General features: G+C 34.6%; 19 protein-coding genes. 11 read left to right on the top strand and 8 right to left on the bottom strand.

From position 1 onward, the window contains the following. Positions 1-34 precede the first annotated feature (34 nt). From IRZ78_RS01720 to IRZ78_RS01710, 3 genes are all read right to left on the bottom strand, one after another. Positions 35-1,576, bottom strand: a complete 1,542-nt coding sequence (locus tag IRZ78_RS01720) for a hypothetical protein (RefSeq protein ID WP_194614874.1) — start codon at positions 1,574-1,576, stop codon at positions 35-37. Positions 1,577-2,007: 431 nt separating this feature from the next. Beyond that, complete coding sequence (locus IRZ78_RS01715) at positions 2,008-2,745, bottom strand: hypothetical protein (RefSeq protein WP_194614873.1); 738 nt, start codon at positions 2,743-2,745, stop codon at positions 2,008-2,010. 230 nt (positions 2,746-2,975) lie between these two features. Further along, positions 2,976-3,356: a hypothetical protein gene (locus IRZ78_RS01710; RefSeq protein ID WP_194614872.1), complete on the bottom strand. Its 381-nt coding sequence runs from the start codon at positions 3,354-3,356 to the stop codon at positions 2,976-2,978. Positions 3,357-3,740: 384 nt separating this feature from the next. On the opposite strand from IRZ78_RS01710, the gene IRZ78_RS01705 reads away from it, so the two are divergent. The 3 genes from IRZ78_RS01705 to IRZ78_RS01695 all read left to right on the top strand — a co-directional run bounded on the left by IRZ78_RS01705 (position 3,741) and on the right by IRZ78_RS01695 (position 7,807). Next, complete coding sequence (locus tag IRZ78_RS01705; protein WP_194614871.1) at positions 3,741-4,769, top strand: rod shape-determining protein; 1,029 nt, start codon at positions 3,741-3,743, stop codon at positions 4,767-4,769. Between the two features lie 663 nt (positions 4,770-5,432). After that, positions 5,433-5,795, top strand: a complete 363-nt coding sequence (locus IRZ78_RS01700) for a BlaI/MecI/CopY family transcriptional regulator (protein WP_173971667.1) — start codon at positions 5,433-5,435, stop codon at positions 5,793-5,795. Beyond that, complete coding sequence (locus tag IRZ78_RS01695) at positions 5,792-7,807, top strand: M56 family metallopeptidase (RefSeq protein WP_194614870.1); 2,016 nt, start codon at positions 5,792-5,794, stop codon at positions 7,805-7,807. The genes IRZ78_RS01700 and IRZ78_RS01695 overlap by 4 nt, the downstream gene beginning before the upstream one ends. Before the next feature lie 267 nt (positions 7,808-8,074). Here IRZ78_RS01695 and IRZ78_RS01690 read toward each other — a convergent pair whose 3' ends face one another. Beyond that, entirely contained in the window at positions 8,075-8,449 is a 375-nt protein-coding gene (locus IRZ78_RS01690) for a hypothetical protein (protein WP_194614869.1), read from the bottom strand. A gap of 306 nt (positions 8,450-8,755) precedes the next feature. Beyond that, complete coding sequence (locus IRZ78_RS01685) at positions 8,756-9,373, bottom strand: hypothetical protein (protein ID WP_194614868.1); 618 nt, start codon at positions 9,371-9,373, stop codon at positions 8,756-8,758. A gap of 312 nt (positions 9,374-9,685) precedes the next feature. Here IRZ78_RS01685 and msrA point away from each other — a divergent pair, with 312 nt between their 5' ends. From msrA to IRZ78_RS01670, 3 genes are all read left to right on the top strand, one after another. Continuing rightward, a complete protein-coding gene (gene msrA / locus IRZ78_RS01680) occupies positions 9,686-10,180 on the top strand; it encodes a peptide-methionine (S)-S-oxide reductase MsrA (protein WP_194614867.1) in 495 nt (164 codons plus the stop codon). A 555-nt stretch (positions 10,181-10,735) separates the two neighbouring features. After that, positions 10,736-11,401: a GNAT family N-acetyltransferase gene (locus IRZ78_RS01675; RefSeq protein ID WP_228520322.1), complete on the top strand. Its 666-nt coding sequence runs from the start codon at positions 10,736-10,738 to the stop codon at positions 11,399-11,401. Between the two features lie 75 nt (positions 11,402-11,476). Beyond that, positions 11,477-12,085 carry a 5'-methylthioadenosine/S-adenosylhomocysteine nucleosidase gene (locus IRZ78_RS01670; RefSeq protein ID WP_194614866.1) on the top strand — a complete coding sequence of 203 codons (609 nt, stop codon included), beginning with the start codon at positions 11,477-11,479 and terminating at the stop codon, positions 12,083-12,085. Positions 12,086-12,379: 294 nt separating this feature from the next. Here the strand turns inward: IRZ78_RS01670 and IRZ78_RS01665 are convergent, their stop codons facing one another. Genes IRZ78_RS01665 through IRZ78_RS01655 form a run of 3 tightly spaced genes read right to left on the bottom strand, consistent with a single transcriptional unit; the run spans position 12,380 to position 18,089 of the window. Beyond that, positions 12,380-13,834 carry a TolC family protein gene (locus IRZ78_RS01665; protein ID WP_194614865.1) on the bottom strand — a complete coding sequence of 485 codons (1,455 nt, stop codon included), beginning with the start codon at positions 13,832-13,834 and terminating at the stop codon, positions 12,380-12,382. Positions 13,835-13,837: 3 nt separating this feature from the next. Continuing rightward, positions 13,838-16,954 (bottom strand): efflux RND transporter permease subunit, encoded by a 3,117-nt coding sequence (locus tag IRZ78_RS01660; RefSeq protein ID WP_194614864.1) that lies wholly within the window; start codon positions 16,952-16,954, stop codon positions 13,838-13,840. A gap of 28 nt (positions 16,955-16,982) precedes the next feature. Next, entirely contained in the window at positions 16,983-18,089 is a 1,107-nt protein-coding gene (locus IRZ78_RS01655) for an efflux RND transporter periplasmic adaptor subunit (protein ID WP_194614863.1), read from the bottom strand. 1,317 nt (positions 18,090-19,406) lie between these two features. Between IRZ78_RS01655 and IRZ78_RS01650 the strand changes: the two genes are divergently transcribed. The 5 genes from IRZ78_RS01650 (at position 19,407) to IRZ78_RS01630 (ending at position 24,607) form a co-directional block, all read left to right on the top strand. Next, on the top strand, positions 19,407-19,928 hold the full coding sequence (locus tag IRZ78_RS01650; protein ID WP_194614964.1) for a sigma-70 family RNA polymerase sigma factor: 522 nt from the start codon (positions 19,407-19,409) through the stop codon (positions 19,926-19,928). A 46-nt stretch (positions 19,929-19,974) separates the two neighbouring features. Next, on the top strand, positions 19,975-20,184 hold the full coding sequence (locus tag IRZ78_RS01645) for a hypothetical protein (RefSeq protein WP_194614862.1): 210 nt from the start codon (positions 19,975-19,977) through the stop codon (positions 20,182-20,184). 11 nt (positions 20,185-20,195) lie between these two features. Then, positions 20,196-21,044, top strand: coding sequence for a FecR family protein (locus IRZ78_RS01640; protein WP_194614861.1), 849 nt, complete (start codon positions 20,196-20,198; stop codon positions 21,042-21,044). A gap of 100 nt (positions 21,045-21,144) precedes the next feature. Further along, entirely contained in the window at positions 21,145-23,763 is a 2,619-nt protein-coding gene (locus tag IRZ78_RS01635; protein WP_194614860.1) for a TonB-dependent receptor, read from the top strand. A 4-nt stretch (positions 23,764-23,767) separates the two neighbouring features. Continuing rightward, the gene (locus IRZ78_RS01630; RefSeq protein ID WP_194614859.1) at positions 23,768-24,607 is read left to right on the top strand and encodes a DUF4249 domain-containing protein; all 840 of its coding nucleotides are present in this window, start codon (positions 23,768-23,770) and stop codon (positions 24,605-24,607) included. Positions 24,608-24,646 lie beyond the last annotated feature (39 nt).

Here is a 24,646-nt window from a genome sequence, read left to right as displayed (position 1 = left end):
TATGATATATTTTGAAAATCAGCTTTGTAAACTTTTAGTTTTCGCAGAAAGCGCCAATTTGCTGTAAATGCTTTTCGGTCTGGTATTTATTAAAGTTATCCCATTTCGGCGGAGCACTTGTTTTTTGTCCGTACATCGCATCAAGGCAAATATTGTTGTCTTTGTACATATCGTGTAAAACCGCAAGGATTTTAAAGAAAAACTCATCTAATAATGTGATGGCTTCAAATTCTGATTTTAATGTATTGTAATTAGCTTCTGAAGGATTTAGTAATTGCAATAAATCCAAAACTTCCTGTTTTTCTTCCTCATTAATTTCTGTTGCATAACCCATTTTTAAAGTTTTAAAAACAAGATTGTTCCAGGCTTTGCTGTCATGTCCCCATTGAACATCAGGAAGATTTAAAGAATGCTCACAAATTAAGATAATCCCAAAAAGAACATCGTTTAAGTATTCTGCCGGAAATTCATCAAAACTTCTGAATTCGAAACCGCTTTGGTACATTTTTTCCTGATTAAAATCAAGACCAACCTCAGATAACATTTCGTATTCCATATCAGCTTCAATCTGATCTCTCCACCAAATGTTTTCTTCTTTTTCAAATTTTAGTAATTTTCTAAAATCATCAACATTATAAGTCAGGATTTTACCTTTTGGCATCGCTTTATTATACGTTCCCACGCCTATGTAGCGCGACATTGCATTTCGCATAGAACCCAGAGTAAATTTTTTGTCCAGGCTGTAAGTATCACTTATCACGCCCATAATATCTGGACTTCCAAGAGTAGCTATAAAGAAAGGCTCAAACCATTGCAATAAATAAATGGCATTGGCATGTGTTCTTTCGAATTCATTATAATCTACAATTCGGCTGTCTTCTGTTAATGACGGCAGCGTAATATGAAAATGATACGTTCCGTTATTAAACAAAACCAGGTTTTCCTGATTGGTCATAAACATATTAAGACCGTTGTTGTAATCCGGAAAGTTTAATTTTCCTTTCAGTACAGAAGATTCATTGATCTTGTCCAGGAATAGTTTTTTAGTAGCTCTTAGTTCTTTGCAGGACTCCGCTATTGTTCTGTTCTCGAAATATTTGGTTACAAATTCGATCGAATCGCCATCAAAATGTACAGAACCCATCGTTTTGTTTCTTTGGGTAATCATACTCTGAATATTGTACGGCTGATCTTCAAGGAAAAGTTCCATGATTGATTTACCCAGATAATCAGGGTTTTCTGTAGGCTGTGCGATCATTTCACCTGTTGCGGTATCCACTAATGGTCTAACAGGCGATAATGTTTTGTGCTGATAATTGATATCAAGTTTTTCCAGCGAATGACTGTTCATCATTCTGCTCACTTTATAGTTTTCATTCAAACCAAAAGCTTTCTTTAAAATAGGAGCTAAGCTTTCAGGTTTGTAACATTTTCTATAATCGATACTGTATTTCTCAAAACCAATTTTTTCTTGTATAAATTCACCAGAAACTATTAGGGATTCTTCAAATTGCATGTAGGTTTCGTTTTCCAATCCTATTCCCCAATAATATTTTTTTGTCTGATTGTCTTTCATTTATACTTACTTTCTTTTTTTAAGGTTATTTTAAATTTTCAAGTCATTTTTTATCAGGAAATACAAATCCAATCCGTTTCAATCAGAGACAAGAAACCTATAACGGATTAAGCATATTGTTGCCTCCATTATAAAAGTTTTTCGTTTACTTTTAAAAATATAGGAATTTATATTTTAGAATTTTTGCAATTTTATCGACTGAAATATCAATTAAGAAGTAAATTTTTATAATAAGGTTATAAAATTACTGTTGTTATTAATTGCTTTTGTATCAATAATTTAAGCAAGGGAATAGGCAAATCACAACTTTTGCTATTCTTGTTTTTTCTAAGTTGCAAAAGTAGTTTTTTATTATCGTATTTGCAAGTAGTTAACAGGCTGATAATCAATATTTTTTTTTGAATGCTGGAGCAATTCCCTTAATTGTATTTTTATTCGTGATAATAAAGCACGTACGAGGAATATAACTCATCATTCCACCAGTCTTTACGAACTTCAGCGAAGTAATTGTAATTTAGTTTTCCGGCTTGGGATTGCAGCGGATATACTACAATTCCATTTTCGCGATACGCTTTATGCAAATCAGTTTCAGGAACAACGGGAACAATATGTCCGGAAAGACCTTTTTCTCTTCTTTTGGCACAAATGATTCCAATTCCGCCATTGGCATTTACCTTATGCTGCATTTCATCAACCGTAGCTATTTTTTCCCATCCAAAACTCGCTCCCCATTTCGGGAACCAATCGTGTATGGCGCTGGAATAAATGCGATCGACCGTTTGCTCAAAGATAGCTTCTAGATCTTCACCATTTAAAACTTTTTCCAGAGATTCTTCTTTCCACCAAACCGTTGGCAGATATACTTTCGAAAAATAACAATAGTCATAAGAGTATACATTGCAATAGGTATCTTCTACAGTTTTTTGATATCTAAGGCTATTTTCAACATCCAGTTTATCAATCAGCCGGGCAATACTTTCTTTTTTAGTTGCAGTATTCGTTAAATCTCTAAACTGAATACTGGCATCCATAAGAGGTTTTTCTTTCATTTCCATAGAATCCAGACGAGATTCCGGATCGGGTAACAAATCAGCTTTCTTTATTTTCGTATTCGATATTGTATTATCATCTAAGGGTAACGATGCTACTGATACAGTATGTTTTTCCATCTTGACTGCTTAAAATTAATTGGCTTAACGTTACTTGAATTGATTGTTTATGCAACGTAATTTGATTGGCCAGCGGGTAAATGTAAGGATTTTAAACTTTCTAAAGAGTTTTAGAAAAGGACAAATTGCAGAAAAAAACAGAAAGTGAAGGGAAGGTTTGTTGTTTTTAAATACAAAAAATGACATACGATAGGTATGCCATTTTGTAGTTGTAATTTTTAATAATCCGATTATTCATCGTCTTTATTAAGATCATCCTGTTTGTTATTGTTGCTGACAGAAGTATCTTTATTAAGGGTTTTATCCTGATCTTCGGTCTCTTCTGATTTGACAGAGGAATTGTTTTCAATATCAATTTCTGTATTCAAATCTTCTGTGAATTTTTCCTCATATCGGTACGGATCCTCGTCTCTGGCGTAATTGTCGTTATCAACAAGGGTTTCCTGGTCGATATAATCAGGATCGCCTTCTACAAATTCCGGAATTGGTTCCGTATTAATAGTTCGTTTATATTGATCGTCGCTTTGAATGCTGTTTCCGTCCACTAGCGTATTTTGATCAATAAAATCAGGGTCTGTCTGACCGTATTCGTTGCTGTTTTGCTTTTCCATAACGCTATTTTTTAAATTAAACTTTTTGTATTAACTGAAGCTTTTATGTCTTTTTCTATTAAAAGAAATAGTAAAGCTTACTTTTTTAAGGCGTGTATTTTACAAATTTAGCGTAGAGGTTGCTGTTATTCATTACAGGAAAATAAATTATAGTTGCATAATTTGTAGGTATTGATAAGGTTAAGATTAAATAGATTTTTTTTGAATCTAATGAATAGCAATTTTAACAGAACTTATTTAAACTTAGAATTAAAGACGTTTTTATGTTGAAGTTTTAATAGGAAAACGTTTTTACTTGTTGTTAATTTTTGCTAAAGTATCTGCATTCTGCTGTTTACAGAGAATAAAACAGCAATAACAAGCGTTCTTAAACAAAACTATATTATGGGCTTATTTGATTTTATGATAGTGGAAATAGCTATGGATTTGGGAACAGCGAATACTTTAATAATTTATGACGGAAAAATTGTAGTAGATAGTCCATCGATTGTGGCAAGAGATATAAGAAACGGAAAAATTATTGCTGTAGGCAAAGAGGCCAGTTTAATGCAGGGTAAAACACACGAAAATATTAAAACAATCCGACCGCTGAAAGATGGTGTAATTGCAGATTTTGATGCTTCGGAAAAAATGATTAACTGGTTTATCAATAATATACCGGAAATTAAAAAAAATCTTTTTAAGCCTTCTTTGCGAATGGTGGTTTGTATTCCCAGCGGTATTACCGAGGTTGAGATGCGAGCGGTAAAAGAGTCGTGCGAACGTGTAAATGGTAAAGAAGTATTCCTGATTCATGAGCCTATGGCGGCCGCTATAGGGATGGGTATAGATGTTATGCTGCCTCAGGGTAATATTATTGTGGATATTGGGGGAGGAACTACCGAAATTGCGGTTATTGCCCTTGGCGGAATAATTTGCGATAAATCGATCAAGATTGCCGGTGATGTGTTTACCAATGATATCTTATATTATATGAGAACACAGCACAATTTATATATTGGAGATGCCTCGGCAGAAATGATAAAAATTGAAGTAGGCTCTGCAATGGAAGAACTCGAACAACCTCCTAATGATATGTTGGTACGAGGAAGAGATTTGCTTACCGGAAAACCAAAAGAGATAAAGGTTACTTATAGAGAAATTGCAAAAGCACTAGATAAATCGATTCTTAGAATCGAAGATGCTATTATGGTAACCCTTTCGTTAACGCCGCCTGAATTGGCTGCCGATATTTACAACACAGGTTTGTATCTCGCAGGAGGAGGAGCAATGCTACGTGGACTTGATAAAAGAATTTCTCAAAAAACAGATTTACCGGTTTATATTGCCGAAGATCCTTTAAGAGCTGTTGTTAGAGGTACTGGAGTGGTTCTGAAAGATATTACAAAATACAAAAGTGTATTGATAAAATAGATTTGTGTTTATATCTTTTATAGATTCTTTAATTAAAGTTCTACGATAGACCAATTTTTTTAGGAGCTAATCCCGCACCCGAGTCTGAAAGAGCGAACTGGAGAAGCAATCTGTTCCAATCTTTTGTGTCCGCCGCGACGGACGCAAAAGGATTTCCGCTTCTATCGGGACTAGGGCAGTCATTTTCATAATACTATTTTCGTATAGTTTGTCATCCCGAGGAACGAGGGATCTCCACAAGTAGCTCGACAATTTATCAAAAATACTTTGCGTTATCTACTAACGGAGATCCTTCGTTCCTCGGGATGACAAGATTGTGCGTAATCAAAACTTCATAAACAAAATCGTCAATCTTTGTCGAGTTTCATGTGTGATCCTTCCTCCGTCAGGATGACAAGATTGTGCGTAATCAAAACTTACCATTAAAAAATCCGCATCATCCGAGTGCCATTACGCAAACTTAGGTAAAGGCTTTACTCAGCATTACAAACATTCAAAACCAAACTTACCATTAAAAATCCGCGTCAATCCGTGCTTTCGCGCCAGCGAATCCGTGCCATCCGTGTACCATTTCTCTACGATTACTAACTAATTAGTTAAAAAACTAACCAATTAGTTTGTCTACTAATTAATTAGTAGTATCTTGCATCAAAATATTTAACCATGATAAAACTAGCCAAACGAGAAGAACAGATCATGCAGGTCTTTTGGGATTTAAACAAAGCTTTTATAAGAGACATAATTCCGTTATTGCCAGATCCTAAACCGCATTATAACAGCGTGGCAACAATAGTAAAGATTCTGGAAGAAAAAGGTTTTCTGAATCATGAAACAGCCGGTAATATGCATTGTTTTTTTCCTGTCATCAGTAGGGAAGAATACCAGCAATTTGCATTAAAAGACATTGTGAGTGATTATTTTGATAACTCTTATCCGCGAATGCTTGCCTTTTTTGCAAAAGAACAAAAGCTTACAGAAAAGGATCTTGATGAAATAGTAAATATCATTAAAAAAGGAAAAGTATGATACCTTATATCTTATATTCTGCTTTGATTCTTTCTGCCTGTCTTGTATTTTACAAGCTGCTTTTGCAAAAAGAAACTTTCTTTCATTTAAACAGGTATGTATTGCTGTGCTGTATGCTATTGGCTTTTGTTTTGCCTTTGATTCCGGTGCCTCAGCAATTATCGTTTAGAAATGCACCAACTACAACGGCTGTTTTTTTACCGGAAATTCCGGTTCATAAAAATAGCACAACCCAAGTAAAACAAGAATCCATACAGGAAACCACTGTAGAACCAACAAAACAATTCATCAATGTTGAAGTGGCGCTGCAATGGCTAATCTACCTGTATTGGTTTGGAGTAATCGTTTTTGGAGTAAATTTTTTAATGCAGGCAGTCATATTAATTACCAGAGCTTATTCGGGTTCGGTGATTCAGGACGGAAAATTTCGTATTGTAGAAATAACAGGAGACAAAGCTCCTTGTTCTTTTGCCAACAATATTTTCATTAATCCTGAAAAATACGAATGGGAAACCTACAATCAGATTTTGCTGCATGAAAAAATACACATCGAGCAAAAACATACTATAGATCTTTTGCTTGCCGAGATCGTTCTCATTTTTCAGTGGTTCAATCCTTTTGCCTGGCAATGGCGAAAAGCACTTGAAATTAATCTTGAATTTTTAACCGATGACCAAATGCTCAAACAGGATACTATTGAAAGAGAAAGTTATCAGTTTAGCCTGCTGAAAGTAGCAGCACCACAATTTCCTTTGAGTCTTACAACCAATTATAATCAATCATTACTTAAAAAACGAATCATCATGATGAACTCAAAAAAATCAAACGTAAACACTACGTGGAAATATTTTTTCCTCTTACCGCTTATGGTATTGTTTGCCTGCCTTTTTAATCAACCGGCAGCGCAAAGTCAAACACTTAATTCTACAGAGAAGTCTGCTGAAAAAGCCGCAAAAAAGTCAAATGTTCGAAATTCAATACGAACAGAAGGCAATTGGTTGGCGACGATCAAAGGCAATGAAGTATATCTACAATTAAAAAGCGATGAGAAAGACAATTCTTCAAGCACTTTTCAGTTGAGTGAATTTAAAGACCTGCAAAGAGACAAACAAGGCACATTTACATTGACACGCGAAGCCGGAACAATGACTTTTACCGGAAAATTTGAAGGCGATAAAGGAATGGGAACGTATAAATTTACGGCCGATAAAAACTATCAGGCAGCCATGCTTAAAGAAGGAATAAAAGTGACAGAAGACGATGACTTAATGGTTTTCTTTATGATCAACATCAAGCATTCGTATGTACAAATGGTAAAACAAAGCGGTTACAAGAATCCGGACAAAGACCATCTTATTCCTCTTGTAGCATTAGATGTCAATGAAACTTATATTGCATCGATAAAACAGGCAATTCCGGATATTGATCTTGAGAATCTGGTTCCTTTTAAATCATTAGGAATTGACAAAGCTTATATCGAAGAAATACGCAAGTCGGGTTATAAAGAGGTAACTCCGGGTAATATTATAGCATTAAAATCACAAGGCATCGATGGTAAATATATTGCCGATGTACGCAGTGCTGCAAAAGCTAATAATACTGGGGAAAACACTTCAAACAGCGATGATGATGTCCTTGCTTTCAAAGCATTGAATATTGATAAAGCATTCATTAATTCCCTGAAACAAGTTGGATATGACAATGTTTCAAACAGTGATCTAATTGCTATGAAATCATTAAATGTAACCGCAGAATACATCAGGGATTTTCAAAAAGCTGGTTTTACCAATATCAAACCAGATGACCTGATTGCATTAAAATCGCAAAATATAACTCCTGCTTTGATACAACAGTACAAAGATCTTGGTTTCAATAATCTGGATATGAACGATGTTGTAGGAGCACAGGCAACAGGCGCTACGCCAACTTTCATTAAATCGATGAGAGGAAAAGGACACGATTTTAAAAATCTTGAAAAGTATATCGAATTAAAATCGGTGCTACATAATTAAGATAAAGATCAATCACTTTGTCAGTTAGGATTTTTAAAAAACAAATTAGATTGTAAGACTACAAAAGCCCAAACCTTTAGGAATGGGCTTTTTTAGTGATTGTTCTTTAATGGATTAACTTGCTTGCGAAGTCAGAGATGAATTTGTACAGCTTATCGGAAGAACTCTTCTTAGAACGAGGATTTACGACTTTTTAACAGCAAAAAAATTGCGTAGTCTACATTTGCGCAGCTTTTTTAATATAAACCTTTGCAGAGGATACAGCTTTTATTTTTTAATTTCTTCGAGCGAAAAGCCTGATTTCAATATTTCTTTTTGGTTATGAATCTCTGCAGAATAAATTCCTCTAATTATTTCAGGGGAATTTGATAAATACTTTATTTTATAAAATTTACCAATGTCTTTTGGCAATACATTTTTATGCAATCCGCTCTCAAAAGATATGTATTTTTTGCTTCCAATATAATATGATAAATATAAATAATTTCTTTTGGGAGTTTCTTGGATACTGTCAATTTTCCCAATCGTAATAATTCCGTTTCTCTCTAATTCCTTTTCATATCTATAACTTTTAAGTTGTCCATAAATTATAAAAATTATAATGGACAAAACAATAATTCCTCCTACTTTTTTTGTACTCATTTTTAATAATTTATTTTATTAAATTTGGAACTGCATTTGAGCCTGTTTCAATTATACCTTTAAAATATTCTCCAATAACTTTTCCTCAGATTCCTTCTCCTCCAAAGTAATTATCTGTTGCTTTTCCAAATCGATTACTAATTATGCCACCACCAACTTGTGCAGACCAATTAGCAAATGAATCTGGCGCTTGAATTCCTTCATTTTTTATAAAATTATTAGCAGAATAACTAAATGTTTCCCCCGCTGGCGCGTGTATCTTGCTAGTGATTTACCATTATTTTTCTATAAATACATTACGCATTTTTACCACCATAAAATTTTCTTTTGTTCTTTTTGAAATTTAATTTTTAGATCTTCAATTGTTTTACTGTTTTCAATTATAATTTCCTTTTTATAGTCATAACAATCTTCAAATCTAGCTAATATTGTATAATCTTGATCTAATATCAAAGTTTCTTTACGTGGATGGGATCCTCTTTCATCATAATAAACTTTATAAACATTCTGGTGATTTTTGAAATTGATTTTTCCCTTAGCACACAAATAAAAATTATCTAATTTTCTGTCAATAAAATAGCAGGTGTCTTTAATTGTTGGAGAAAAAAATAAATACTTGTTTTTATCATTTTGGATAGTGGAGAAAATATACATATCTAATCCATTCCTATAAAAATCACGCAAATACTTATTCTTCTTTTTTCCATTTAAGTTAATTGAGATGTATTTTTCGATAATTGTATCATTTCTAAATTCATATTTTCTCATAGAATATCCAAGTAAACTATCATTTTCTGAATACATTTTGTAGTACAATTCTTTTTCTGTGAGAGTAATATTCTTATCTGTTTTTTTACAATAGATAAAAAAAAATGAAATTAGAAAAATAATCGCGATACTATATTTAAAACCTGTTTTATTCATTTTCTTTTTTACTTATCATTGCTTCAAACCAGATCTAAAAAGTTTTTCTTCTTGGCGCTGAATAAATATTTCTAATTATTAATTTCAAATTTAATATAAATTCTTTTTTAGATGATTTTTAAAATGATCATAAACCGCCATGTTCTTACTTTAAATTATGTTTTCCTTTATATATAATCAACAAATAATCCATTATCTTTGATAGAGAATGGAGCATTAAAAGATGATTTTTTTAATGCATTGATTCAATAAAACTTAGAATCTAAAATTATAGAAACTGAAGTTTTAAAATGATTTTTAAAAACAAATATTATGGAGAATTTAAAGAAAGCGTATATAGCCGGAGGTTGTTTTTGGGGTATGGAAGACCTTTTTCGTGTTCGTCCCGGTGTAACTAATACCGAAGTGGGTTACATTGGCGGAGAAAATGATAATCCCACTTATCAAAATCATCCCGGACATGCAGAAGGAATAGAGATTACTTACGATGCCAACATCACTTCTTTTAAAGAATTATTGGATTACTTTTTCAGGATGCATGACCCAACAACGGTAGATAGACAGGGTAATGACAAAGGATCGAGTTACAGATCGGCTATATTTATTCAGAACGAAGAAGAGGAGGAGGCGGCAAAAGAAGTAATTCAACTTGTTGATGATTCTAAGAAATGGCAGGGAAAAGTGGTTACGACACTTGAACCTATTAGTAAATTTTGGATTGCCGAAGGTTATCATCAGGATTATCTGGTCAAAAATCCAAACGGATATACGTGTCATTTTGAACGATTTAACACTTCGTTTTTATAAATGTTATGACGATTCGTTTAAAACATTAAAAATACAAATCTCTAAAGTCTTTGATTTTGGAGGTTTTTTATGCTAAAGATTTAATAATCTTATCTAATATAGGATCGACATTAAATGTTGTTGAGAAAAAAAATTAAACTCATTAATTATTTTCATGACAGAACGCAAGATTTTTATTTAAGGATACTTCTAAAAACACAAAGTTCACAAAGCTAAGCCAATACAAAACTTTGTGAACTTTGTGTTTTTTTATAAAAAAGAAGATAAAAAAACTTAGCGTTCTCTGTGGTAATTTTTTTCTCTCCACAGATTTTTGAAGTTATCCCTAAAACACAAGTTCAATTGATATCAGAATGATAAAATCGTATCATTTTGATAGGAATATCATTTAATCAAAGTTGTATGTTTTGTAATTAAGTTGTTGATATATAGGTTATAATGGTTAAAGTACATAGGTTTTCGAGAATTGGTATATAAATTGAAAATTCAGTTTCGTATTTCCAAATGCATTATAGATTGTATTATTAATAAAATAGGGAATACATCAAACTACATATGAAAACCCTACAACGTACCATAGATTTTTTCGGCAAAGATTTTCCAGAGCCTGATCCATTCCCCAACAAACAAATTGTATTACAAAATAGTCAAATTGCGGAAGAAATACCGAATTTTACGGTTGAAGTTGCCAGCGCCAAACATGTTTTTTGGACAAAAGAAATTTGCGACGTCACATTGTCCTCTGCCATAGCCCGCGGAACGGGTATTTCAGGACGTTCTCCTGAATTGCTGGAATCAAAAATAAAAAAAGGCGAAGCTATCATCGCTTTTACATCAGAAGGTATATGGGCCGGATTCTCTTTTATATCTTCCTGGGAAGAGGGGCGATATGTTTCTAATTCCGGATTAATTGTTGCGCCTGAATTCAGACATACAGGTTTGGCAAAAATGATTAAAAGAAAAATATTCGAATTGAGCCGTCAAAAATATCCTGATGCCAAAATATTCAGTCTGACGACCGGTTTGGCTGTAATGAAAATGAATCATGAATTAGGTTTTGAGCCCGTCACGTATGCTGAGTTGACAACGGATGAGGTTTTCTGGGAGAATTGCAAATCCTGTGTCAATTGCCCTATATTAATGAGTAAAGAAAGAAAAAACTGTTTGTGTACAGCCATGCTTTACGATCCTAAACACAATAAACCCGTAAATATTAAATAAAAAAATCAAACCATTTTGAAAATATAGAAGTAAATAATACCCGATATTTGCGACATAAAAAACACTTCAATTTTTATGATAAAAATAAACGAAAACCATTCATATCCTTTCAAGGAGGTACTTTTTACATTTGCCTTAGCTTCTGAAGCAGCCGAAGTGTTCAAAGACCATACTGCGCTTATTACCGGAATTGGAAAAGTCAATGCTGCCTACGAATTGACTAAAGCGATACAATTAAAAAGACCGTCGGTAATTGTAAATCTGGGTTCGGCGGGAAGTACTCATTTTAAGAAAGGTGATCTAGTTTGCTGTACAAAATTTGTTCAAAGAGATATGGATGTCAGAGGACTTGGTTTTGCTCTGTATGAAACGCCTTTGTCTGGTTTGCCGCCTGTTTTAGAATACGGTTTGGAAATGGACGGTCTGCCCTTAGGTATTTGCGGTACGGGAGATAGTTTCGAAATGCAGCATTCTGAAACCATTTATGATGTGGTAGATATGGAATCTTATGCGTTGGCTATGATTGCCATGAAAGAAAATATTCCGTTTTTGTGCTTAAAATACATCTCTGATGGTGCCGATGACAATGCAGCCGAAGACTGGAGTGTTCAGGTTCATAAAGCGGCTGTTGCTTATGGCAGTATTTTAAAATTGAATATAAACGAAACTGCGGCTAATTCTTAGAGGATAACGAATATTTTTTTTTCTCTGGCAGATTTAGCAGATTCAGCAGATTTTTTGATAAAGTTTGATAAAGAATAATCCGCTTAATCTGCCAGATCTGCGAGAGCTTTTATCTGCGTATTTTTCAAATCATTTTAATCTTTATCCCGATAGCTATCGGGAGTGGCGTACTAAAACTTTGCCGCTGGGACTTTGTGATAAAAAAAAGGCTGCCTGAATAGATTTCAGACAGCCTCTTATAACTGCAGTTTTTATAAGCACTTAAAAATTTACGACCAATTAGTTACTTTAAGATTAGTTTATTCCTCCTCCTAAAGCTTTGTACAATAATACCTGTGACTCTGCATTTTTTAATTGAATGTCAACAAAGTCCAGTTCGGCCTGCAGTTTATTTTTCTGAGCATTAATAATTTCCAGGTAATTAGCATAACCGCTCAAATACAAGTCATTCGAAACGTTTACTGCAATTTCCAGATGCTCAATTTCCTTCGATTTATATTTTAAAACGCCTACAAAAGATTCCGTTCTGTGCAGTAAAGCACTTAATTCATTATACGCCGTTGTAATCGTATTTTGATATTGTAAAAACGAAATCTGCTGTCTTTTATTGGATACAAAAAATTCCTGTTTGATCTGTCCTTTATTAAAAACAGGAGCCGTTAAACCGCCAAGCAATTGCCAGGCAAACGATCCGTTATCAAAAAAGGTAGAGAAAGAAAACGAATTAAAACCAGCATAACCTCCCAAATTTAAAGTCGGGAAAAAGGCGGCACGCGCTGCTTTTGCATCAGCATTTGTAGCACGCAGTTCGTGATAGGCTTCAGCAACATCTGGTCTTTTATGAATGATAGAATCCACGCTTATTTTTTGATTCAAAACCTCCAGATGACCGGAAAAGAAATCAGCACTTCTTTCGATTTTGCCGCCGTATTCTCCTAAAAGATTCAATAAAGCTTTTTCGGTTTGATCGATGCTTAAATTAAGCTGTTCGGCTTCGGCCAAAATATTATTATTCTGCGCATTAAATTGCTGCACTGCTAATTCTGTCGCTTTTCCCACAGAACGCTGAGCCGCTACAATATCAAGCGCTTTCTGCTGTGTTTTCAGGTTTTTTTTGTAAATCTCAGCTTGCTTGTCCAGAGCAATGAGTTTATAATACAAGTCGGCCACATCACTTAGTAATCGGGTTTGCAGTAAACGCATTCCTTGCTGAGAAGCAAAGAATCGTTCGCGTGCTGCTTTTTTACGATTGCTCAGTTTTCCCCAGATATCCGCTTCCCAGGAAACTTTTCCACCCAAAAACAGGTTAGGGGAAACATTTTCGTTTATCCTTTGTTTCTCATTAATATTTTGGGAAAAATTGGTATCAAAATTCCCTACACCATCCATGGTATATTTTCCGTAATGCGTTCCCGAAGCATCTGCTACAAGATCTAAAGACGGCAGCAAAGCCAGTTTTGCCACTTTTAAATGAGAATTAGCAATTAAAATTCTTTCCTGCATAATTAAATAATCAGGATTTTGAGCAATTGCTTTCTTTAAAAGATTTTCCAGTTTGGCATCTTTAAAATACGTTTCTGTTTTTAACGGAATAAAAGTTTGCAGACTATCAGACGCTTTTTTTCTTTTCAGGTCAAAATTTTCCGGCAGCTGTTTTGCTGCCAGATTATCATTGATTTTTGGTGCCGAGCAGGCGGTAAGAAGCAAAACACCGCCAAAGATTATATATCGATTTATTTGTTGTTTCATGTTTTATTTTTTATTCATTGCTTTTTCTAATTTGGCAAACAGGATGTAAAGCCCCGGAATGATCACAAGTCCAAAAACAGTTCCTATAAACATTCCTCCCGCAGCAGCCGTACCAATCGAACGATTTCCTACCGCTCCGGCTCCGCTTGCAATACATAACGGAATCAATCCTGCAATAAAAGCAAATGAGGTCATAAGAATGGGCCTGAAACGAAGTCTTGCGCCTTCGATTGCTGCCTGGGTAATTTCGCGTCCTAATTTGTTTTGTGCCATGGCAAACTCCACAATCAGGATGGCATTTTTGGCGAGCAGACCAATTAGCATGACGAGTGCCACCTGGGCGTAAATATTGTTGTCTAAGCCCACCATTAACAGGGCAAGGTAAGAACCAAAAACACCCACTGGCAGACTTAAAAGCACCGGAAACGGAAGCAGTAAACTTTCGTATTGTGCAGCCAACAATAGATAAACAAACAAAATACATAAGGCAAAAATGTAAATGGTTTGGTTTCCGGAGAGAATTTCTTCACGCGTCATTCCGGACCATTCGAGTTCAAAACGGCTTGGGAGTTTTTCGGCAGCGATTTTTTCTACCGCCGCAATAGCATCTCCGGAACTGTAACCTTCAGCAGGTTCCCCGTTGATCATCGCCGACATGTACATATTATATCGCGTTAAAACTTCTGGTCCGTAAACGCGTTCCAGTTTTATAAAAGTCGAAAACGGAACCATTTCGCCTGCATCATTCTTCAAATACATATCCTGAATGCTTTCCGGATTTTTTCTAAACTGCGGACTTGCCTGAACCATTACTTTATACATTTGAGAGAAACGAATAAAGTTGGTCGCATAAAATGAACCCAGCATGGTCTGTAAAGTCGCCATGGCATTGTCTACAGAAATTCCTTTTTTAGCCGCCAGATCATAATCAATATGAACTAAATACTGGGGGAAAGTAGCATCAAAACTGGTAAAAGAATTTTGTATTTCCGGAGAAGCGTTAAGTTCCTTAATAAAGTTTTTGGTTACTTCATCGGTATTATTAATGGTTCCGCCTGATTTGTCGAGCAAACGAAGCTCAAAACCACTGGTATTACCAAATCCCGGAACCGTTGGCGGTGCAAAAATTTCGATTTGCGCATCGTTGATACCTTTTGTTTTCTCAGTTAGTTTGGCAATAAATTCGTTTACCGAAATATCGCGTTCTTTCCAGTCTTTCAAATTGATCATTCCCATTCCGTAGGAAGCTCCCGCGATTTCGGTTACAATGCTGTATCCGGCAAGTGTTGTTACGTTGTCAACTCCGTTTATTTCTTTGGCAAGACGCGTTACTTCGTCTAATGCTTTTTCAGTACGTTCCACCGTTGCTCCTTGTGGTGTGGTTACGTTTACATAGACCATTCCCTGATCTTCAGACGGAATAAATCCAGATGGAAGAAACTTGCTCGTTCCCCAGGTAAACAAACAGAATAAAACCAATAATCCAACCGTAATCGAAGTACGATCGGCAAATTTTACCAGTACTCTAATGTATTTAGAAGTAATATTGTCAAACCATTTATTGAATCGGTGGAAGAACTTGTCAAGCAAAGATGTTTTTTGTTTATTAGGATCGTGTGCTTTTAGCATAATCGCACATAAAGCCGGAGTAAGCGTAAGAGCGTTGATTCCGGAAATTACAATACTAATCGCCATGGTTAACGAGAATTGCCTGTAGAAAACCCCAACCGGACCGCTCAGGAAAGCTACAGGAATAAATACGGCAGCCATAACAATAGTAATGGCAATAACGGCTCCGCTAATTTCTTTCATGGCGCTGATCGTGGCGGGCAGAGGATCCATATGTTCTTCGGAAATTTTTACGTGAACGGCTTCGACGACGACAATGGCGTTATCGACCACAATTCCGATAGAAAGAACTAGAGCAAAAAGAGTTAACAGATTGATCGAGAATCCCATCATCGACATAAAAGTAAACGAGCCAATTAAGGCAACGGGAACGGCCAAAACCGGAATTAAAGTCGAACGCCAGTCTTGCAGGAAGATAAAAACTACAAAAGCCACCAGAATAAAGGCTTCGATAAGTGTTTTTAAAACTTCGTCGATAGAAGCATCAAGGAAACGCGAAACGTCATAGGCAATATTATAATCCATTCCCGGAGGAAAAGAAGTTCCTTTTAGTTCTGCCATTTTTTCTTTTACACTGGCAATAACTTCAGAAGCATTAGAGCCCGGACGCTGTTTTAACATTATGGAGGCCGAAGGTTTTCCGTCGGTTTTAGAAACCATTCCGTAGCTCATCGAACCAAATTCAATGTTCGAAATGTCTTTTAATCGTAAGATGGTTCCATCTGAATTGGCTCTCAGTGGAATTTCTTCATATTGTTTGGGTTCAAAGAATTTTCCGCCGTATTTAATTACATATTGCAGCTGATTGTCCAATTGTCCTGATCCTTCACCCACTTTTCCCGGAGCGGCAGAAATGTTTTGTTTTTGAAGGGAACTGATCACTTCATTTGCCGAAATATTATACGAAAGCATCTTTTGCGGATCCAGCCATACACGCATCGAATATTCTTTTTGCCCCATAATTTCAGCACGTCCGACACCATCAATACGTTTTAATTCCTGAAGAATATTAATATCCGTAAAATTGAAGATAAACTGTTCATCCTGAGTTTTATCGGTACTGGTAATATTCAGATACATCAGCATACTGTTTACCTCTTTTTCGGTGGTAACTCCGGCACGAATTACTTCTTCGGGAAGTTCGTCAAGTATTGTCGTTACACGGTTCTGAACGTTTACAGCCGCTAAATCGGGATCGGTTCCTACTTCAAAGAAAACCTGAATCAGTGTTAAACCATCGTTTGAAGTTACCGTTGACATATACGTCATTCCGGGAACACCGTTTATGGCACGTTCCAGCGGAAGCGCCACAGCATTGGCAGAAACCTCCGCATTGGCTCCCGTATATTTTGCCGTAACCGTTACAGACGGCGGTACAATATCCGGAAACTGGGTAATAGGAAGCTGAAACAAAGCCAGTAATCCTAAAAGTACTATCATAACCGAGATGATTAATGATAATATTTTTCTTTTGATAAACATTTCTATCATTGTGAAATCTTTTAAATATGTATACTAATTACAGGGTTGCGTTTTGGGTTTCTTTTATATTGATTTTATCTCCGTCACGCAAAGACTGAATGCCTTCCTGAACAATTAAATCGTTATTTTTTAGCCCTTTGTTTAAAATGTATACATCGTCAAGAGTACTTCCAATGGTGACGTTGGTCATTTTTACAATGCCTTCTTTGCCCACCAGAAATACGAATTGTTTATCCTGAATAGAAAAAACAGCTTTTTGCGGAATTATAATCGCATTGGTTTTGGGTTCTGAAATAATCAGTTTTCCTGAAGTTCCGTGTTTGATAAATCCCTGCGGATTATGAAATTTTGCTTTGTATTGAATAGAGCCTGTTTGTCTGTCAATATCTCCGTCGGCGGTTTTTAGTTCTCCTTTTTGATCGTAAACTATTCCGTTGGGCAATACAAGTTTTATATCACCTTGTGTATGAAGGGTTTTGTCTTCCATCATCTGGAAATAGGTATTCTCAGGAATAGAGAAATACGCGTAAACATCGTCTAATTGTGAAACAGTTGTAAGTAAAGATCCGTTTTCGACCAGACTTCCTTCTTTAAACGGAATTCGGTCCACTGTTCCGTCAAATGGTGCACGAATTGTAGCAAAACTAATCTGTTGGGTGATCGCTTTTTTTTCCGCGGAAGCGTGAGCTACTTTGGCAGAAGCCGCATCATGTTTTGCTTTAGATAATTCTAATTCCTTATCAGCAATTACCTTTTTGTTAAAAAGCGTCTGAGCTTGTTCCAGCTCTACGGTTGCGATTCTTAAATCGGCCATACTACTTTTGTAAACAGCCTGGGCTTTTAAGAGTTGTATTTGAAGTTCTACATCGCTTATTTGAAATAAAAGCTGGCCTTTTTTTACTTTTTGGCCTTCACTCACATATACTTTGTCGAGTAATCCCGGAATTCTAACGTGAATTTCTACATTGTTTTTGGCGTGCACATCGGCCACAAATCGGTTGGAAACGATGGTATCTTTTAAAGTTACCTTATAAACGGGAAGAGTTTTTATTTTGTCTGCATTCTTTTGGGTTTTATCTCCGCACGAGACTAAAACGAATAAGGATAAAATGGCGATAAAAAATAAATTGTTTTTAATTTTCATGATTAAATTTTAAAAAATGGTGTATAAATAGGTTCTCTTCCTGATCATTAATAGACAGGAAGACAAGGGAATAAGTATGGAAAATAATGGATGTGCCGGCAGAAGCCCTAAGAGCTATGCCATGTTTTTGAGAAATATTTTTATAAGTAATGTGGCCTTTATTAAAAATAAAAGACAATAGAACAGCGGTTCTTTACATTAAAAAATAAATTAAAATCTAGAAAAGTTGGTACAAGTGCAGGTGACTATGACACTGAATTTGATAAAACGTGGTTATACTATAAATTAGTTTATTTACTAAGATTTTGTAATGTAAGATCTTAGTAAAAAAAGGTGTTTTTAGTATAGTGCTATCCGAAGGTGTAGCCCTGTGTTTTATTTTATTTTTTACTATGAAATGAATTTCCAGATTTTTGGATAATGATAAATCTGAAGATAAAAAATACGGAATTTCATCAGCAGAAACATTATCCGGAGTACAATAATCAATAAGTTCTGGCTGATATCTATTAGACTCTGTACTTCTTATAAAAGAAAGCGAGAGTAATAAAACTAGACAAAAAAACTTAAAGTGTTTCATGAACAATATTCTTCGCCTCCTGAAAGGATTCATTAAAAAAGACAGGAGATAAATTTGATAGTGCGCCAAATATAGTAATTTGAAAAATAAGCAATTCTTAATTTTTTCTAAAAATGGTAAAAATTTAAGTTTTAATAACATTGAATGGAAGATAACTATTAGTCTGATTCTAATTTTAAAATGCCCTATTAATTTAAGAAGTTTACTTAGGGTTCGCTTTAAATCTTCAGAAATAAAATAGTAAATATCTGATCTTAAATCAGATATTAGCATTCTAAAATTTGAAAAAGCGCTATAGAAAAACTAAAAAAAACAGGATAAATTATACAGCAAAGCTATTATCCAATTCTGGAATAAATTGGTAAAATAAGAGTGATAGTGCAGGTTATTTCAATTTAAAAGTCCGTTTTAAAAATAAAATAATGTAAATAAAAGAATAAACTTACATAAAAGAATAAACTTACATAAAAGAATTAAAGAAGTTACTTTCCTCTAACAATCAATTTTATTTAAGATTTTTTGCATGCGTTTTATGCGTAATAAAAGAACTAAAATTATTCTTTTGTAATTGAGAAACTAAAATTCTTAAAAAAGTTTACGAACGTAAATTAAAATTCTGTTCTTTGCCAACTAAAATTTTATTAAAAAAAGGTAACGAAAACCAAGTCTTAGCGACCAACTTAAAACACAATATTATTAGGTATTTTAAGTTAAGACTAATCATCGTATTTGCGTTTATGGACAACAAGAAGTTTATATTAAGTTTAAAAAAAGGTAATGAGGCTTCTTTCAAAGAAGTATATCTCAATTACTACGATAAACTGATAAACATTGCCAGACGTTTCGATTTTACAGTGCTGACCCCGCAGGATTTTGTTCAGGAAACTTTTTTAAGATTGTATAATAAAAGAGAATTACTTAATGAAGACGTTTTATTCGATAAACAATTGTTTACGATATGCAAGAATATCATTCTCAATCACGTTAACAGAGAAAATAAAATAATTCAGCTTGATCCCGGGTTCGAAAAAATGGAAACTGAGGATACAGAAACCATAATTTTTGAAGAAAGAAGAGAAAAACTGCATAATTTCATCAATCTTCTTCCGGAACAGCAACAAAAAATATTTACTTTACATAAACTGGAAAACCTTAGCTATAAGGAGATTGCAGCAATTACAGATCTTTCTGAAAAGACAATTGCCAATCATATTTACCTTGCCAGTAAATTTATTCGAAAAAAAATCGAAGAGCATTAGGAACTTTTGTGTTCTCGTTTGTTATACTAATAAACAGGAACATAAAATGCATATCGAATCGTATAAAACAGATGTTACAACCAAAGAAGATGCAAGCTTTATTGTAGTGCTTCTGCAGTTTATTATTTCTGATTGTATCATGAAATTCGACTTAGAAAATAATAATCATATTCTAAGAATCGAAACTAACAGAGATATCAAGGAAATGGTTTACGGTGTTTTTAATAAACAAGGATTTTATTGTCAAAAAATATAACGCCCCAAGCAATGGATGAAAAAAAAATAGAAGAAGAATTAAAAAAAATCTGGGACGAAACTCCCATTTCGCATTCTGATAGCGAAAAAGAGGTTTCCTGGCAACAATTCCAGGCAAAGGCGTTTGCTCCAAAAAAGCAGAGTAAGCCTTGGCGTCATTATGCAGCAGCGGCAGCCATTTTACTTTTTGTTCTGGTAGGAACCGGACTTTATTTTAAGGGTCCGTCTTTAGTAAATAATACCGATATAAGTATTGCCGGAAATACGATAGAAAATACCAGCTCTATCATCAAAAGTATTGTTCTCCCAGATAGTTCAAGGGTAGAGTTAAGCCCGAATTCTAAAATTGCTTATGCTGATAATTTTGCGGTTAACAGAAAAGTTGAAGTTTCCGGAGAAGCTTATTTCAAAGTAAAAAAAGACAAAAAACACCCTTTTCAGGTGCTTTGCAACGAAACGACAACTACAGTTTTAGGAACTTCTTTTACCGTTACAGGACATAACCAAAATGGAGTAGAGGTTGCCCTTTATGAAGGAAGCGTACAGATGAATGTAAAAAATCAGGATAAAAAATGGATACTGAAACCTGGAGAAAAATTTACTTACGGAAATGAAACCGCTGTAGTAGCAGGGTTTAACAGATTTATGGATTTTGATGATGAAAAACTAAGCAATGTAAGCCTATATATCGAGTCCAATTATGGGTACAAAGTAATGCTTCCGGCAGAATATAATAATCAGAAAATTACAGTACGCATTAATAAAAAAGAAGATCTAAAAACGATTCTCGAATTACTATCAGAAATGTATAACCTAAACTTTGAAATAAATGAAGATTTAAAACAGATTACTTTTCAATAGAAAAGAAAAGGATGCACTAGCCGCGAAACTAAACATCCTCCTCATTGTCAAGATAGTATGAAGCTATCCTATTTAATAATATTCAAAAATACAAAATTTCATGAAGCATATAATTTCAGCATGCTTTTTTTTATTCAGTTGGTGTATGTTTTCCCAAAACGTAACCGTAACGGTAGACCAGACTGTAACATTAAAAGAATTTTTTAAGCAGATAGAAAATCAAACCGATTTTAAATTTGCCTTTACAGATCAAATTAATACAAGTCAAAAATATTTTACCCAAAAACGTACATTTAACAATACCGAAATAAAGGAATTAATCAGTGAACTGAATAAGAGCGCATCGGTTCAATTCTCGATCGTAGGCAATAATATCTTTGTAAAGCAAAAAACTACGAAAGCGTCATCGGTTAAAAAAAAAAACAAGCTAACCGGTCAGGTTCTTGATGATGAGAGAGAGCCAGTTATTGGTGCTAATGTTTATGTAAGAGAAGCGGGTACTGGCGCTACAACAGATGCGAATGGATATTTTTCTATAGAACTCGACAATGGCACTTACACCGTTGAGATTAGTTATGTGGGTTTGAAAAATAAAGAAAAGCGTATTACGATTTCTGATGATGAAAGAATGAAATTTAACATGCAGTCAGACAGTCAGGAATTGGAACAGGTAGTCATCACCACAAGCAAGGCAGTTGATGTAAAGAATACTCAAATGAGTGTGAATAAACTTTCGATGGCCGAGATTAAAAGACTTCCGACTGCTATGGGGGAACCGGATCCTTTAAAATCATTATTGACTTTGCCCGGTGTTACTAACGCCGGCGAAGCTTCATCAGGTTTTAACGTGCGTGGAGGTGCTGCTGACCAGAATTTGATTCTTTTAGATGGTGCTCCGGTATATGGGGATTCTCATATGTTTGGCTTCTTTTCTATTTTTAATGCAGATATCGTAAACGGATTAGATTTATACAAAGGAGGGATTCCGTCTAAATTTGGAGGACGCGTTTCATCAGTTCTTGATGTCACTCAGCAAACAGGGGATCTTAATGAGTATAAAGTAAATGGAGGTATCGGACTTATATCCAGCCGACTTTTAGTACAAGGCCCTTTAAAAAAAGACGTTGGTTCGTTTATTATTGCAGGACGTGCTTCTTATGCGCATTTATTTTTAAAACTGACTGATATTACAAGTTCTGTGATGTTTTATGATATTAATGCCAAGTTTAATTATCGTTTAGGAGCCAATAATACAATTTCTTTTTCCGGTTATATGGGAAATGATTTATTCGATATTAATAATTTCTTTGCCAGTACTTACGGTAATACGATGGGAACGTTTAGCTGGAAACATAAATTTTCGGACAACTTAAATACGAACCTTTCTGTTTTTTACAGTGATTATAAATTTAACCTGCAAATACCATTTCAAAAATTTGAATGGGATAGTAAAATCACCAACTACGGGCTTAAATACAACTGGAACCACACGATATCAGACAATTTTAAACTGAACTATGGTATTGATGGTTTATACTATGATTTTAATCCGGGAACTGTACAGCCGTATGGTGTTGATTCGCAGTTTAATTACAATCAATTAGATAAAAAATATGCTTTAGAAACTTCGGCTTATCTTGATGTTGAAAATCAGGTCACAGAAAAGCTGAATCTTCGTTACGGTCTTCGTTACAGTACGTTTTTGCGTTTAGGTAACGAAACTATCAATACGTACGAAAATGGACAATCAGTAGTATACAATCCATTATATCATATTTATGAAGAAGCAGATCCAATAGGAAGTAAATATTACGGAAAAGGAAAAACCATCAGTAAGTTCGATAACTTTGAACCGCGATTGGCATTATCATTTGCCTTTAATGATGAAACTTCAGTAAAAGCGAGCTACAACAGAATGTCGCAATACATTCATATGTTGTCGAATACCCGCGCTCCATTACCTATGACGATCTGGACACCAAGCGGACCTTTTACAAAACCGCAAATGCTGGATCAGTATGCAGTAGGATATTTCAAGAATTTCAAGGAGCGCGAGTATTCATTTGAAGGAGAATTATTTTATAAAAAAATAAAAAACCGCATCGATTACATTGATGGTGCAAATTTATTGGGTAACAACAATATCGAGCAGGATATTCTTAATGGAGAAGCGAGATCATACGGTATGGAGTTATTGTTCAGAAAAAATACAGGTCGTTTTACAGGATGGGTTGCGTATACTTTGTCTAAAGCTGAACAAAGAACGCCGGGAAGAACTCCTGAAGAACCGGGTATCGCAAATGGCGGCTGGTATTTATCAGGATACGATAAATTGCATAATCTGAATATTACTGCCAATTACGAGTTCAATCCTAAATGGTCGTTTAATGCTAATTTTACCCTGCAATCAGGTCAACCGGTAACGTACCCAAACGGTTATTATGAATTTGGCGGAAGAAATGTACCTAATTATACCTTGAGAAATTCAGACAGACTTCCTGCATATCATCACCTGGATATTGGCGCAACTTATACGCCTAAACCTGATAAAAAACAAGGATGGCAAAGCTACTGGGTATTTAGTATTTATAATCTTTATAACAGACAAAATGCTGCATCGATTACGTTTTCTCAAAATGATACTACGGGAGCAAATGAGTCCAAACAACTGTCTATTTATGGTTTAGTACCTGGAGTTTCTTATAATTTTAAATTTTAATAGTATGTTACGATTAAAAAAATACAATTTAAAAAGTAAAGCTTTTACTTTATTTAGTCTTCTTTTTGTTTTACTTCTTTCATCCTGCGACAAGGTAGTTGAACTTGATCTGGAAACTGGAGATCCTAAAATCGTGATTGATGCCGAGATCATTTGGGAAAAAGGAACAAGCGGAAACGAACAGTCGATAAAAATAACCAGAATGGCTTCGTATTACAGTCCAACAACACCAAAGGTTTCAGGAGCACAGGTAAGAGTTGAAAATAGTAATGGAGATATTTTTACATTTAATGAAGCTGAACCGGGTTTATATAAGTGTACTAATTTTGTTCCTGCAATTGATATGGAGTATAAATTATTTGTACAAGTTGATGGACAAACTCTAACCGCTACCGAAAAATTAGTTTCTGTGCCGAAAGTTGAAAGAATAGACCAGGAATTTATGGCCGATGTAACAGGAGAAGATCTTATTGTGGTAACATTTTATTATAAAGACCCTGCTGATCAGGTCAATTATTATCTGACAGATTATAAAACGGATATTTTGCCTTATCCGGAATACACATCGACAAGTGATGAATTTTTGAATGGAAATGAAATCAATGAAAAATTTACAGATGAAGATCTAAAGCCGGGAAAAGTTCTTGATATCACACATCGTGGTATTTCTAAAAACTTTTATAATTACATGAATTTGATTTTAGAGGTTACAAATTCGAACCCTTTTGCTGCAGTACCGGGCAATATCAGAGGAAATATAATTAATACTACTGATGCTAACAATTTTGCTTTAGGTTACTTCAGGCTTTGTGAAGCAAACCGTATGTCGTATACAGTAAAATAAGAATTTAATTGGAGGTTGATTTGTAAATACATCTGGCAT

The organism is Flavobacterium sp. CSZ (assembly GCF_015350725.1).
Lineage (GTDB): Bacteria > Bacteroidota > Bacteroidia > Flavobacteriales > Flavobacteriaceae > Flavobacterium.
This window is presented reverse-complemented; position numbering and strand designations above follow the sequence as displayed.